We start from the raw sequence: 14173 nt of genomic DNA, 5'->3' as shown, positions 1-14173 counted from the left end.
GACACAGAAATGAGTTTGCTGGTTCACTCCCAAAGGGCGAGTTTACTTGGCTTCTACGCGTTGTTACCGATTATTGATTTAGAACCACTAGATCTTCAAATCGGTGCCTAGCCTAAAAGCCAAGTAATTCTCGCTGAAACTAGCACCTTGAGATAGTTTGGGTATAGTGAAACTATGCCTTAGCAAAAAAGAATTAACACCCTGATTTGGCGATATATGATGCCATCTCTTCTTCCGGCACCATACCGCCTCCCGTCGCCCAGACCAGATGCGTTGCATTTTTCATCTTGTGATCGTCAAGCTGAACACGTTCGCGGTATTCTTTATTACCTGAGACCCAGACAGGACCGAGCAACCCAGCCAATGCTGAAGGCTCAAGCTGAATGTCTTCGTGTTTGCTTAACTCTCCCAAATGGTGGTACATCCTTTCGTCGGTAACGGTATAGTAGCCATCAAGTAGCCTTTCCATCGCCCTACCCACAAAACCGGAAGCACGGCCAACGGCAAGCCCGTCAGCAGCTGTTATGTTGTCGATACCGATATCCTGCACCGCGATTGCATCATGAAGACCAGTATGAACCCCCAGCAGCATGCAAGGGGAATGGGTTGGCTCGGCAAAGATACAGTGGACATTATCACCAAAGGCCATTTTCAGACCGAACGCCACGCCGCCAGGACCGCCACCCACACCACATGGCAGGTAAACAAACAGCGGGTGCTGCTCATCAACGGTGATCCCCATATCATCAAACTGCTTCTTTACCCGCTCGCCGGCAACAGAGTAACCCAGGAACAGGGTTTGTGAGTTTTCATCATCGATAAAGAAGCAAGACGGGTCATTTTCCGCCTCTTTACGCCCCTGCTCGACCGCGACCCCATAATCTTCCTCGTACTCAACCACCGTCACGCCATGAGCGCGCAACTTGCTCTTTTTCCACTCGCGCGCATCTGCTGACATATGGACAGACACCGAGAAACCCAATTTTGCACTCATAATGCCGATAGACATACCTAGATTACCGGTAGAGCCGACGGCAATACTGTACTGCTTGAAAAAGTCTCTGAATTCATCGGTGAACAACTTGCTGTAATCATCCGACTCAGACAGCAGCCCAGCTTCAAGAGCCAACTTTTCAGCGTGAGTTAATACTTCATAAATCCCGCCACGTGCTTTAATCGATCCCGAGATAGGCAGGTGGCTGTCTTTTTTGAGCAATAACTGGCCGGTGATTTGGGTGTCATACTGCTGCTCGAGGACTTTTTTCATCGCAGGGATCGCGACCACTTCTGATTCGATAATGCCCTTCGATGGCGCCGTTTCCGGGAAGGCCTTCATCAGGTACGGGGCAAACCTTGCCAGACGCTCACTGGCATCTTTGATATTGGTCTGATCAAGCCCGACATGCGGTAGCCCTTCTGCCAAGGTAGTAATATTCGGGTTGAACCAGCAGACTTCTTCCAGGGCAATCAGCTGTTTCACCAAAGGGAACTCACTAACCAGTTTTTCAATATTCAATGCGTTCATTTTTCTACCTTAAATTAAATGATGTATGACAGTAGGAAAGTGCCACCCAGCGCGACAAAAGAAGCTATAAATGTCGCCGTCGTATAGTATTTGAAGATCTCTGTTATCGATGCCCCGCAGTACTGCTTAACCAACCAGAATAATGAATCTGTAACGATAGTACAGCCAATCGCACCTGAGCCGATGGCAAGAGTAATGATCTCTGGGCTAATATCCGGATACATCGAAAGCATAGGTGCAACAATGGCTGTCGCCCCCATCATCGCAACTGTTGCAGAGCCAACAGCAGCGTGAAGAATAATCGCCACCAGCCAGGCGAGAAGAATTGGGTGCATGTCGAGGTTTGATAAGATTTGCGCCAGCACATCCGCCAGTCCGCTACCTTTCAATACGCCGTTAAATGCACCACCAGCACCAATGATCAACAGGATATTGGCGATAGAGGAAAAGGCACCTTCTGTTTTCTCCAGCAGTACTGACATGCCCATGTTTTGCTTGATACCCAACATGTAGTAAGCAACAAAGGCAGCAATAAACATGGCGGTTATCGGATTACCCAGAAACTCTAGCGTGGTGTAAAGGGTGGTGCCATGCTCCATGTTCAGTTCCGCCGCTGTCTTCATCAGCATGAGGAAAATAGGCAGCATCACAGTAAATAAGGTGGCGCCGAGTGATGGAAGCTCGTTTTCACTTCTGACTTCCAGCGAAGTAAATTCTTCAGGGACTTTCTTGAATGGCAAGCTTGAGCCCATCAACTTTAAAAATAATGGCCCGCCAACAAGTGATGCCGTCAAACCCACTAATAAACCATAAAAGATAACCGAACCGATATCCGCTCCCAGCTCATTGGTAACATATAGCGCAGCTGGGTGAGGCGGAACAATACAGTGCACCGCCATCAACGCAGTACATAGTGGTATGGCAAGGTTAAGCAAGGAGGTATTGGTTTTTTTGGCAATAGAGAAAGCCAGCGGGATCAGAAGTACGACACCCACTTCAACGAAAAGAGTGATACCGCAAACCAGGCCAATAAGCACCATAATGACTTCAGGTGATAACCAGCGGCATTTTTGAAGCGTTAAGCCTATACGCTCGGCCGCTCCCGATACCTCCATCATTTTTCCCAGTATGGTACCAAGACCAATAACAGTAGCCAGAAAACCTAGCGTTCCGCCAATACCATTTTCAATGGCGGTAACCATTTCAATCGGCCCCATTCCCATAGACGTACCAACATAAAAGCTGGCAAAAAGCAGTGCTAAAAACGGGAAATTTGCTGAAAAATGATCAAACCTCATCCCCTTGTGAGCCCGATTGAAACAAACCAGTGATCAAATTCAATATTCAGATAATAAGCAATAAATGATAAGAGCTGCGAAAAAATCACAGCTCATTTTTTCTGTAATATCCCATGTAGGGAAAGAATCACAGCCAACCCAAAGCGTGCCAGTCCCCACTACCAATAAATTACGATTCTTATATAGGCTACGAACCACCTGTCACACTTTCTCATGGTAGCCATTATAGATACCATCTTTCTTTTCTGACTTTGTGGGGGAGAATTCAATCATGTGAACTGTAGGCAAAGACAAGCTGTAATTCATTGAAATAAGTCGAGCAATTAAGGTACAAGACACACAGAGAAAAAACGAAGTTGCATTGGTAAGACCTAACTTAAGAGATGAGGCATAAACAATGCCACCTATAAAACAAGATGTGGCATAGATTTCCCTCTTAAAAATTGATGGTATTTCGCCAGTAAGTGAATCGCGCACTATTCCGCCACCACACCCCGTAATTACCCCTATTATCGTTGCTACCGTATATAAATTTTGGTATTGCATGGCTTTCTCAAAACCAATTCCAACAAACACGGCAAGGCCAATGGCATCAGATATGGACAATAACCAATTTGGTATGTTTCTTTGATTTCTAATTGCGATTATTGTGGTGATGCACGTGGCAAGAATTACCCACAGATATGTACTGTCATTCATCCAAAATACAGGTGTGGCTCCTATAGCCATATCACGAATAGTCCCGCCACCTATCGCGGTTAAACCTCCGAGAACAACCGCTCCAAATGCATCCATGCGAAACCTAGAAGCGACTAATACACCCGATATTGAAAAAACAACGGTTCCAAAAATATCGAAAAAATAAATTAATGACATGTTAATTGTGTACCAAAATAAAAAAACAAGCCCTCTTACAAGGGCTTGCTCATCAATGTTTAAGTTGCTGGATTTAAGGCTAGAGATTCATTTTCTTCAGTTTTGGGGAACATTAACTGAGCCACGATAGGGCAAGCTACCAATATTACAAGCACGTAATAGAAGGCGCTTACAAAACTGCCAGTCATATCAACTAGGTAGCCAACGATTTGAGTGTTAATAGTAGCTAGGATGTATGAAGCCAGCCAGAATGTAGACATAGCAAACATGATTGTGTTTGTTGACGGGTTCTTAAGAAGTTCGCGTGGTAGTGAGAAGATGAAGCTAAACCACGACGATAGCATCATGCCCGCACCGAACGCGCCAGCAACGATAACGTATTCGTTTGAACCGAAGAACATCATGTAAGTAGTTACAGCCATGATCACTGACGTTACTGCGAATAGCTTCTTGTATGGCACACCTTTGCTCTTTAGCCAAATAGAAAGAGCTGCGCCAACAATAATACCGATTTGGTTAATTGAAGGAGCTAAATAAGCAATGCTATCGCTTGGTAAGTTAGCGTACTCAGCGTAGTACGTTGGTAAATATGTAAATGGAACGAGCAGCATTAGCAGGCCGCCAACATACTGAGTAACCATGCTCCAAACTACGCGAGATTTTACAACAGTCTTAATCTCAGCTCGCTTCTCTTCCGGCGTTGGCTCTTCGCCTTGCTCTTGCTTAAAGTCCTTAAAGAAGACCATCCATGCACCAGCAAAAGCAAGTGTAATCCAACCATAAGCCGCTAGAAGAGGTTTCCAACCACCAGCAAGAGTGATAAGAGAACCCGCAAACATCAAAACAATCGCAGAACCGATAACGTTTGGAATGCCGTTGATGCTGTTAAACTTTGCTGCCGTCTTTGAATCAAAGTAGTGCGATACAATCGGAACCATTGATACTAGGCACATTGCTCCACCAAGGCCATTCAAGAATCGAATCAAAACGAGTGTGTAGAAGTTATCAGTGAACGGAACGAATATCGCTGTACCCACCAGAATAAGGGCAAGAAGGTAAGATTTCTTGATCCCTAACTTGTAAGTGACAACAGCAATACCCAGAGCGCCAAGAATCTTAGCCCACAGAATAGCATTGGTCATCATTGCGGATTCAGCCACGCCTACGCCAAAATCTTGCATGATTTGTGCGCCGACAGCACCAGTAGTAGCCCATGAGGCACCAAATATTAAATAAACTGCAAATAGCAGAAACTCAACTATATACTTCTCAGATTTCATTGTATTGACCTTCATTTGATCTTATTAAATGCCCCTCGCATTGAGGGGGCATTGTGTTTGGATTCACACTAGGCTGGAAGATTGTGCTCTACCAGTTTGACGAATAGGGACGCACCAACAGGAATGATGCTGTCGTTAAAGTCGTAAGATGGGTTGTGAAGAGGAGCGCCTTCGTTGCCAATAAACATGTAGCAACCTTCCACTTCTTGAAGCATCCAAGAAAAGTCTTCGCTGCCAGATAAAGGTCGGCAGTCTGCGTCAACTTTGTCTTCGCCAACAATCTCAGCCGCAATCTTTGCAACAAGCTTCGCTTGCTCTGGATTATTAACAGTAGCAGGACAGCTTCCTTCACGGATAGTTAGGACCGCTGTAGCGCCGTGTGCTTTCGCCGTCATTTCGACAACCTCACGAAGACGCTTCAGTGTAAATTGACGGATATCTTCATCGAATGCGCGTACACAGCCTTTCAGAGTCGCAGTCTTAGGCATGATGTTGTAAGTTCCACTACCTGCATGAGCATCAGCGAAAGAAAGAACAACTGACTCTAGTGGTGAAACGTTGCGAGAAACAATGGAATGAGCAGCCATAATTAAGTTACTCATAACCAAAGGAGCATCGATCATCCCTTCCGGCATTGCTGCGTGACCGCCTTTGCCGACAATCTCAATATCAAAACGATCACAGCTTGCCTCGATAGCTCCTTCTCGAAGCCAAATATGACCTTCGGGCACATGTGGCATATTGTGAAGACCGTAGATGCGGTCACAAGGGAAGCGCTCAAACAAGCCATCATCAATCATGGTCTTTGACCCCGTTAGCTCTTCTTCCGCAGTTTGGAAGATGAAGTTAACTGTACCGCTAAATTCCCGCTCTTGAGCTAAATACCATGCTGCAGCAAGAAGTGTCGCCATGTGACCATCGTGGCCACAAGCGTGCATGACACCTTTTGACTTAGATGCGTGTTCGAACTCATTTAGCTCATTCATAGCCAAAGCGTCCATGTCAGCACGTAGACCAACAGCTTTGTCTGACTCGTATTTCCCCTTAAGAACACCTACCAATCCTGTTCCACCGATGCCAGTGTGTACTTCGTCAAAGCCAAAGCTCTTAAGCATTTCAGCAACCATTTTTGCAGTTTCGTGTTCTTGGTAGCTGATTTCTGGGTTCATGTGAAAGTGGCGTCGCCATTCTGAAAACATCTGATTGTTGTTTTTAATTGCTTCGATCATTATTGGTACAGCCTTTTGTAGTTAAATGTTTGGAGATTTGTCGAGATCTATGAATCTGCCTCGAATTTGAATAAGGATTGTTGTTTTTTAGCCAGAAAAAGCGCTACAAGGTAGCGCCTCGATTTATACTTAACGACCAGACTTAGCTAGGTAAGCTGCCATTTCATCTTCAGGAACCATGCCGCCGCCAGTAGCCCAAACAAGGTGAGTGGCGTTTTGCATCTTGTCCAAAGTTAGATTCATGCGGGATTGATATTCATGGTCTTTTGAAACATGCACTGCACCGACCATGCCAGATAAAGCAGAAGGCTCTAGACGAACGTCTTCTAGCTCAGCCATATCACCTAAAAGCTCATACATGCTCTCGTCAGTAATGGTGTAGAAGCCATCAAGAAGGCGTTCCATTGCTCGACCAACAAAGCCTGAAGCGCGACCTACAGCTAAACCATCGGCTGCAGTCAGGTTATCGATACCAATTTCTTGAACTGAAATTCCATCATGCAAGCCAGTGTAAACACCTAGCAGCATGCAAGGAGAGTGTGTTGGTTCAGCAAAAATACAGTGTACGTTGTCACCGAAAGCCAGTTTTAGACCAAAAGCGACACCACCTGGGCCACCACCTACGCCACATGGCAGGTAAACAAACAACGGATTATCACCATCAACCTTAATGTTTAACTCATCAAATTGTTTCTTAAGGCGATCACCAGCAACAGAGTAGCCAAGGAATAAGTTGCGAGAGTTCTCATCGTCGATAAAGAAACATTTCGGGTCATCTTTAGCAGCTTCACGACCATTTTCTACCGCAACACCGTAGTCTTCTGTATGTTCAACCACATTGACGCCTAAAGATCGCAACTTGTTCTTTTTCCACTCTCTCGCGTCAGCAGACATGTGAACGCTCACCTGAAAACCAAGTTTGGCACTAATAATACCGATAGACATACCCAAGTTACCGGTTGAACCAACAGCAATGCTATGTTCACTGAAAAACGCTTTTAACTCTTTTGAATACAATTTTTCATAATTATCTTTTGGTGAAAGCAAACCGGCATTTAAGGCCAGCTCTTCTGCGTGTTTCAGAACTTCATAAATGCCACCGCGTGCTTTAATTGAGCCTGAAATTGGCAGATGGCTGTCTTTCTTAATCAACATCTTTCCGCCAATATTGACGCTATATTTCTTGCTCATCGATTCCTGCATAGCAGGAATAGCTTGGATAGCTGATTCAATGATGCCTTCACTAGCTTCCAGTTCTGGGAAGGCTTTGCACAAGTATGGAGCAAAACGCTTTAAACGCTCACTCGCATCTCGCACATCTTTTTCACCTAAACCTACATATGGCAGACCCACTTCTAATGTTGTCGCATTTGGATTAAACCAAGATAACTCTTCTAAGTTCACTAGATTGTTGAGTAAGGGAAAATCAGAAGCGAGTTCAGCTAGTCGTTCGTTATTCATCTTTAATCTCTTTTTGGGATAAACAGATTTCGAGCAACTATTTCAATCTTTTTTCAATACAGGGTCAAACGATCAAACTTCACCACTTGGTTGAGCTAAATTAAAACAAAAGGAGGTACAGATCACAATATCGTAGAAATATGGACAAACTTGTAAAAAAATCGCCCATTTAGGTGTTGTTATTTATTCTTAAGGTTATGCTAAATATAACGTTATCAATTGCTTGTTGGCATTACTAATCATGTATTCAAACAACAGAAATAGAACAAAAGAGTGGGCTATCAGTAGCCATCAACTGTCCAAATTACATACTTTTGAAGTTGCAGCCCGTTACCAGTCCTTCTCGCATGCAGCAGATGAGTTATCATTAACGCCGAGTGCAGTGAGTCATCGTATTAACATTCTTGAAAACGAACTCGGGTTTAAGTTATTTCACCGTTATCATCGAAAAATAAAACTCACCAATGAAGGGGAAAGAGTTTACTCATCTCTGCATTTATCGTTACAGAAAATCAATCAAGAGATTGGTGAAATCAAAAGCAGTGAACTATCGGGTGTGCTTTCCATATATTCACGACCATCTATTACCCAATGCTGGCTAGTTCCTAAATTAACTGACTTTTACCAGAAGTACCCTTTGATCGATCTTAATATTTTGACTGGTAACGAGTACATTAACTTTAACAATTACAACATTGATGTCGCGATTTACTATGACGCCAAAATTCCTGAAGGCATCCATTATGAAAAGCTGATGAGCGAATCAATTATTCCTGTCTGTAGTCCCGAATATGCTGAAGAACATAATCTACTTGATAATCCTTCGGCTTTAATGAAATGCACTTTGCTGTATGACAAACAAGCGTGGGACTACAAATCTGAGTTTGGCGAATGGGCGTTTTGGGCATCAACATTTGGTATAGATGATCTAAATAAATGTCGCAAAGTTGGCTTCGACCGCTCAGACCTCTCCATTATTTCAGCAATAAATCATGGAGGTGTTGCTATTGGACGCCGGCACTTGATCGATAAGCACATTTCAACAGGGGCTCTAGTTAAACCATTTCCAAAACTTGAAATAGACTGTCAACACGACTATTACGCTATTACCCCATATATGAATCAAAGCACTAGAGTTAAAGTGTTTATCGAGTGGCTAATTGAAATAGCTAGAGAAGAATCGAAATAACTAGGATACTCCCCCCTAATACAAAGCCCCTAAACGGGGGGCTTAATTTTGCTTCTTCTCTGATTTTCAAGGAGAAGATACGAAAAACGGTTGGATACATTATTTTTATAATTGCAAACGACACAATACCAACCAAAATTAGAAAAATGAATGGATCCGACAATACCTCATATAACTAGCTTACAATCAGGCACAAAAAAAGAGGCCGTTGGCCTCTTTCCATCATAACATTATAATATCCTGTCGAAGTTATCACTAGATCAATTACTATGCCCCAAAACAAATAGAGCAGCTCTAGCCCCTTTGTTCGTATATTCACAAATACAAGAAGCCTAAAACACACTACTTGAATTTGCGATATCGCCGCCACTGATTAGGGAATAAAATCTTATATAAAAATCAAGCGCTTGGATCAAGCCAAGTACTCAACAATTCTGCCCTCTTCAATGCGTCAGGTGTCGATAATATTCATGCCTTTTTGGTCGTTCCCCCTATCTTCTTTATTTAACGTGGCATGAGAATGGAAGATCACGTAATCACCGTCGACATAAATATGCTTTACGTCATAAGTGTAGTCAGGGTATTCCTCTACAAAATCTTCCAGGAAGCTTACTTAGCCAATGACTTTATCAGGCAGCGCTATCGTTGTAGTGCTCCAAGATGTAGTCAAAATTATGATTATTTATAAGGTCTTAAGCAAAATCAGTAATCAACTCAGCGTTTTTTAATTCCTGTTCAGTCAAAACGTTCGATAGGCACATTTTGGTAACCAGTATTGAGATTTGAGATTGAGAAGGAATGGAAAAGTGACAGCACTGGCTAAGCCAGAAAAGCGGGTATTTCATAATAATGAAGATTGCCCGGTACGTAATGTTGTAGCGCAAATCGGCGACAAATGGTCGTTGCTTATTCTATTTGCACTCGTGGAAGGGGCTGATAGATTTAACTCTCTTAAATCAAGAATAGAAGGGATCTCTCAGCGTATGTTGACCCAGACGCTAAGGGATTTAGAGCGGGAAGGCTATGTTAATCGGACCGTGTACCCTGAAGTGCCTGTAAGAGTAGAGTATTGCCTGACAGAAATGGGGCGAGACTTAGTTAAACCATTGTACCAATTGGTTTGTTGGGCGGATGAGCATCAAGACGATATTAAGCGTGCTCGAAAAGCCTATGATGAAAGGAGTTAATTCTATTGGGTCCGATGAAAGGAAAAAGCCTAATTACAAAAACATATTGGTGCAAACTACAAACATGTAGCTTGTAGCTTGCACCATAAGAAGACATAAGCGGTAACTACCGTTCTTTCCGGAGTGTCTGTTTCGTCTTGAAGCTCTTGGGGCTAGACTGCACTCTGCTGCCCCAGCCATTTAATAATGGCTTGGTTTATTTCTTCCGGCTTTTCTTGCTGGATCCAATGGCCACAATCAAGATTGAGCACTTCTACATTAGGCACGTATTCTGTCAGCCTTTCAGATTTAGGGATAACATCTCGGTCGCCATAGATCATAAGAGTCGGTTTCTGGATGATTGGGTCCACGTCCACCAACAAGTGCCAGTTTCGATCAAGGTTTCTATACCAATTTATGCTGCCAGTGAACCCTGATGATTCGAACGCAGAGACAAAAACAGCCAGCTCTTGGTCACTCATCAAGGGCTCACCGATTGGCTCTTCACAACGTGCAAGATTAATCATCGCCATACCTTGTTCCGGCTCTTTATCGGGCATATTTTTCCTATACAGATTACGGAGGAATTGAGGTGTATTCTGTTCCAATATCGCATCGGCAACACCGGGTTGTCGGTTAAAATGGACAAAGTAGTTGTCGCCGCCAAGTATGTGTTCCATCAATTCGACCCAGGGCGTTTCCCCTCGTTCCTGGTAGGGCAAGCTCAGGTTTATCACGTTGTTGACACGGTCAGGATGCAATAAGGCCAACCCCCAAACGACCATCGCTCCCCAATCATGTCCGACAAAGGTGGCGTTGTGGTATCCATAGTGATCGAGAAGAGCGACAAGATCTCCCGTTAAATGAGTAATGTCATATTGAGCAACCTGCAACGGGCGTGACGAATTACCATAACCGCGCTGATTTGGGACGATGACATGGTAACCCTCCTCGACAAGGGCGGGGATCTGATAACGCCAAGAGAAGGCATGTTCTGGCCAGCCATGGCAGAGCACGATAGGGTTACCCACATTTGACCGCCCCGCTTCGAAGACTTCGAGTGTCTCCCCGTTGACGGAAACCAGAGTGGATTCAGGAAAATCGGCAGGATCATACATTTTATCTCTCCTATATAAACTGCGGGTGTATAGGCTCAGGGATTGACGATGCGCATTACACCGTCTAAATCACCTTGCTGACGTCGAGAGATAATTTATATATCTTAATAGTGACAAATACTGACACCATTGAATGGTAGCTTTACATAATGAATATTCGCCAACGCCAAGATGCCATCGTGCGAAGTCTACGCCGCAACGGGACTTCGACAGTCGCTGAATTAGCGCAGGAGGTGGGAGCCTCCAGGCGTACAGTGTTACGCGACCTCAACGCATTGCGTGATGAAGGTTTTGTGATTCATTCAGAGCCCGGACGAGGGGGTGGCCTGCAACTTGACCCGCGATCCGTTCAAACCACAGTGAGACTCTCGGTCGCCGAGGTCTTTGCACTGGTCATCAGCGTTACATCGATGCGTGCAGCCGGAGGCATGCCCTTCTCAGAGCTCGCTGACGATGGGCTTGGCAAAATCGAAAAAGCGCTGCCATCAGACAAATTGCACGATCTGCGCCGCCTGCTGGATTGTTTGTATGTCGGGAAACTCGCCCCGCAGGTGGATATAACCGATATCGGAGAAATGGACTCCGCGCTATTGCCCGTTTTCGAGACAGCTTTTCTGCAGCAAATCCACCTGCGCTTTCAATATTGTGACGCCAAAGGAACTGTCACCAACCGATATGTTGAGCCACAAGCAATGCTGATATTGCCACCACTCTGGTATTTAGTTGCTTGGGATCCAAAACGTCAGGATTTTCGACACTTTAGGATGGACCGGATCAGCACTCCCGAGTACATCGAAGGTAAAACATTTCTACGGCGACATGTTCCGTTTGAAGATCATGTATCCCCAATTCGAAACCTCGCTCGCTAGCTGTCACCTAATCGACAGAGACTCCTTTTCCTAAAAATAACTGGCTCCTTTAGTTTGTTACTACGTCTGTTTGTTAAAAAAATCAGAGACAACCATCAGAAAGTCTGGGGGGATGCCATTCCAATACCGCCAAATGTGGCCTCCAGGCGCAGTCTTGTATGTGAAATCAATGCCTTCATTTTTTAAACTTAACAAGGCTTTCATTGCGGGCAAAGCTAATATGGTCATTAGTACCACAATAGATATAAAGCTCTGGCTCCATGGTGATTTTTTTCAATTGGAATTCTGGGTAATAGCTCATATCAAAATATCCACTGAGTGGCGCAGACAATCCAAAAACATCCTGATGGCGATGCGCTAAATAAAGTGCGCCAAATCCTCCCATAGATCCACCCGAAATGGCGGTGAACGTTTTACCCGGTTTTATGCGGTATTGATCCCTTACATAAGGAATTAACTCCTCCATAATATGGACTTCTCTGTTGTTCACATACTGACTTTTGTCGCCATAGGGCATGACTATAATAAATGGTTCAATTGCACCTGCATGAACAAGATTATCCATAAAGTTTTGAACCTTCCCGTCTCTGACCCACTGATTTTGATCGCTACCATAACCATGCAGTAACACTAGAAGGGGATAACTTTTGTTACTATCTGCGGAATAACCCGGTGGCAGGTAGACAGTAAAAGGACTATTTTCACCAAGGGCTTTACTTTCAAGATTACTACTTATGACTGAACCATGAGGGATATTCGGGTTGAAGCTTATAGGCGGGATAAGGCGCATTAGATTGAACTCACTTTATCTGGAGAGATTCAAATCAAAAAGGCAGAGTGTAACGCGTCACCTTGATGTTTTTCTTATGAAAGTTGGCTAGCTGTAATCTAAATATTCTTGGCCCTTAGTTGGCTCATGCAACTTTAAACCATATGAAAAATATTTTTTCATTAAGACAAAATCTTTACTACCTAGCCAACCATAAAGCATGCTTTCTTTTTCTAGACCTAAATTATCTATTAAGCTGCTCTGCTACTGATGAAGAGTCACCACCATATATATCTCGCCCCCATGTCCAAACGCTACCATCTTTTCGAATAGCGGCAAAGGCAAAGGCTCCAGAGTAGATACTAGTAACATTCACCAATTCATCTTTAACTAAAGAGGTATCACTTTGCTGAGGATCACCCCATGAAATTACACTACCATCTTGTTTCAATGCAGCAAAGGCGTTAGAAGTAGACGCAATCGTAGTGATCGCAATTAGACTGTCCGAAATACTTGAAGAGTCTCCAGCATCATCTTCCCCCCAAGTGATGACGCTACCATCAGATTTAAGTGCCGCAAATGACCACCAGCTTGAAAAGATACTCACTACATCAAATAATTGATGTGATACTGATGATGAATCTCCACCTCCATATAAGCGCCAAGTAACTACATTTCCATCATTCTTAACAGCAGCAAATCCAGCATTAGTTGAATAAATAGTTTCTACATTAGTCAAATCTGCTGAAACAGAATACGAACTCCCTCCCCAATAACTATCCCCCCAAGTAACAACGCTTCCATCATTCTTCAATGCAGCAAATGCTAGGTTTGTGGAAAAAATTTCTTTCACATCAGTCAACGAATGAGAATTAGAGTAAGTTGTACCTCCTGTAGATTTATCCCCCCACGTCACGACACTTCCATCGTTTTTTATTGCAGCAAACGCTCCATCATTGGAATAAATAGCTTTAACATCTGTTGTTGAGTAAGAAAACTTTTCACCAAAAACATTTCTTTCATGCCCCCACGAAACAGCAGTACCATCATATTTCAAAGCTGCAAAACCATTTGGATTCGTCGTAATACTCTTCACCCCTACTAACTGAGACTGAACAGAAGATGCATCACCTCCGTAATACGCTCCTCCCCACACCACCACACTACCATCAACTTTGACAGCGGCGAATGCCCCATCAGTTGAGTATATCTGAACTATATCTGTTAAGCTTGAACTAACACTGGACGAATCCCCTCCCGCAGCGTCACTTCCCCAAGTAACGACTTCACCATTATTTTTTAAGGCGGCAAATGTAGTGGTCTAATAAAGCCGGACACCATTTTAGGTGGTAAAGTTACCACTCATTAAGAGGTGTTCAATGACCAAAAAACG

12 protein-coding genes and 1 pseudogene are annotated in these 14173 nt (G+C 43.9%); 3 read left to right on the top strand and 10 right to left on the bottom strand.

The annotated features are described in order from the left end of the window. Positions 1-193: 193 nt before the first annotated feature. The 6 genes from BIT28_RS27885 to BIT28_RS27860 form a co-directional block, all read right to left on the bottom strand. Positions 194-1525, bottom strand: a complete 1332-nt coding sequence (locus BIT28_RS27885; protein WP_075768239.1) for a D-serine ammonia-lyase — start codon at positions 1523-1525, stop codon at positions 194-196. Between the two features lie 14 nt (positions 1526-1539). After that, positions 1540-2823: a D-serine transporter DsdX gene (gene dsdX / locus BIT28_RS27880; RefSeq protein WP_075768238.1), complete on the bottom strand. Its 1284-nt coding sequence runs from the start codon at positions 2821-2823 to the stop codon at positions 1540-1542. A gap of 201 nt (positions 2824-3024) precedes the next feature. Then, a complete protein-coding gene (locus BIT28_RS27875; RefSeq protein ID WP_083652202.1) occupies positions 3025-3705 on the bottom strand; it encodes a trimeric intracellular cation channel family protein in 681 nt (226 codons plus the stop codon). Positions 3706-3758: 53 nt separating this feature from the next. Next, positions 3759-4979 (bottom strand): MFS transporter, encoded by a 1221-nt coding sequence (locus BIT28_RS27870; RefSeq protein WP_075768236.1) that lies wholly within the window; start codon positions 4977-4979, stop codon positions 3759-3761. A 68-nt stretch (positions 4980-5047) separates the two neighbouring features. Next, positions 5048-6208 (bottom strand): M20 aminoacylase family protein, encoded by a 1161-nt coding sequence (locus BIT28_RS27865; RefSeq protein WP_075768235.1) that lies wholly within the window; start codon positions 6206-6208, stop codon positions 5048-5050. A 129-nt stretch (positions 6209-6337) separates the two neighbouring features. Continuing rightward, on the bottom strand, positions 6338-7669 hold the full coding sequence (locus BIT28_RS27860) for a D-serine ammonia-lyase (protein ID WP_075768234.1): 1332 nt from the start codon (positions 7667-7669) through the stop codon (positions 6338-6340). 241 nt (positions 7670-7910) lie between these two features. Here BIT28_RS27860 and dsdC point away from each other — a divergent pair, with 241 nt between their 5' ends. Beyond that, a complete protein-coding gene (gene dsdC, locus BIT28_RS27855; RefSeq protein WP_075768233.1) occupies positions 7911-8858 on the top strand; it encodes a DNA-binding transcriptional regulator DsdC in 948 nt (315 codons plus the stop codon). 332 nt (positions 8859-9190) lie between these two features. Here dsdC and BIT28_RS30310 read toward each other — a convergent pair. Next, positions 9191-9619: pseudogene (locus BIT28_RS30310) on the bottom strand (nuclear transport factor 2 family protein). 45 nt (positions 9620-9664) lie between these two features. Here BIT28_RS30310 and BIT28_RS27845 point away from each other — a divergent pair. Continuing rightward, positions 9665-10045 (top strand): winged helix-turn-helix transcriptional regulator, encoded by a 381-nt coding sequence (locus BIT28_RS27845; protein WP_075768232.1) that lies wholly within the window; start codon positions 9665-9667, stop codon positions 10043-10045. A 152-nt stretch (positions 10046-10197) separates the two neighbouring features. On the opposite strand, the gene BIT28_RS27840 is transcribed toward BIT28_RS27845, so the two are convergent. Further along, on the bottom strand, positions 10198-11142 hold the full coding sequence (locus BIT28_RS27840; RefSeq protein WP_075768231.1) for an alpha/beta fold hydrolase: 945 nt from the start codon (positions 11140-11142) through the stop codon (positions 10198-10200). A 149-nt stretch (positions 11143-11291) separates the two neighbouring features. Here BIT28_RS27840 and BIT28_RS27835 point away from each other — a divergent pair, with 149 nt between their 5' ends. Further along, complete coding sequence (locus BIT28_RS27835; RefSeq protein ID WP_075768230.1) at positions 11292-12011, top strand: helix-turn-helix transcriptional regulator; 720 nt, start codon at positions 11292-11294, stop codon at positions 12009-12011. 175 nt (positions 12012-12186) lie between these two features. Here the strand turns inward: BIT28_RS27835 and BIT28_RS27830 are convergent, their stop codons facing one another. Further along, complete coding sequence (locus BIT28_RS27830; RefSeq protein WP_075768229.1) at positions 12187-12801, bottom strand: alpha/beta hydrolase; 615 nt, start codon at positions 12799-12801, stop codon at positions 12187-12189. Positions 12802-13024: 223 nt separating this feature from the next. After that, a complete protein-coding gene (locus tag BIT28_RS27825) occupies positions 13025-13876 on the bottom strand; it encodes an RCC1 domain-containing protein (RefSeq protein ID WP_139310529.1) in 852 nt (283 codons plus the stop codon). Between the last annotated feature and the right edge of the window lie 297 nt (positions 13877-14173).

It is taken from the genome of Photobacterium proteolyticum (assembly GCF_001939735.1).
Taxonomy (GTDB): Bacteria; Pseudomonadota; Gammaproteobacteria; order Enterobacterales; family Vibrionaceae; genus Photobacterium; species Photobacterium proteolyticum.
Note: the sequence above shows the minus strand (reverse complement) of the source record. Positions and strands in the feature narration are given on the sequence as shown.

Bases quoted from the DNA above. Each gene is read 5' to 3' on its own strand.
- BIT28_RS27885 (WP_075768239.1), bottom strand. From the start codon at position 1,525: ATGAACGCATTGAATATTGAAAAACTGGTTAGTGAGTTCCCTTTGGTG.
- dsdX (WP_075768238.1), bottom strand. From the start codon at position 2,823: ATGAGGTTTGATCATTTTTCAGCAAATTTCCCGTTTTTAGCACTGCTT.
- BIT28_RS27870 (WP_075768236.1), bottom strand. From the start codon at position 4,979: ATGAAATCTGAGAAGTATATAGTTGAGTTTCTGCTATTTGCAGTTTAT.
- BIT28_RS27865 (WP_075768235.1), bottom strand. From the start codon at position 6,208: ATGATCGAAGCAATTAAAAACAACAATCAGATGTTTTCAGAATGGCGA.
- BIT28_RS27860 (WP_075768234.1), bottom strand. From the start codon at position 7,669: ATGAATAACGAACGACTAGCTGAACTCGCTTCTGATTTTCCCTTACTC.
- dsdC (WP_075768233.1), top strand. From the start codon at position 7,911: ATGTATTCAAACAACAGAAATAGAACAAAAGAGTGGGCTATCAGTAGC.
- BIT28_RS27840 (WP_075768231.1), bottom strand. From the start codon at position 11,142: ATGTATGATCCTGCCGATTTTCCTGAATCCACTCTGGTTTCCGTCAAC.
- BIT28_RS27835 (WP_075768230.1), top strand. From the start codon at position 11,292: ATGAATATTCGCCAACGCCAAGATGCCATCGTGCGAAGTCTACGCCGC.
- BIT28_RS27830 (WP_075768229.1), bottom strand. From the start codon at position 12,801: ATGCGCCTTATCCCGCCTATAAGCTTCAACCCGAATATCCCTCATGGT.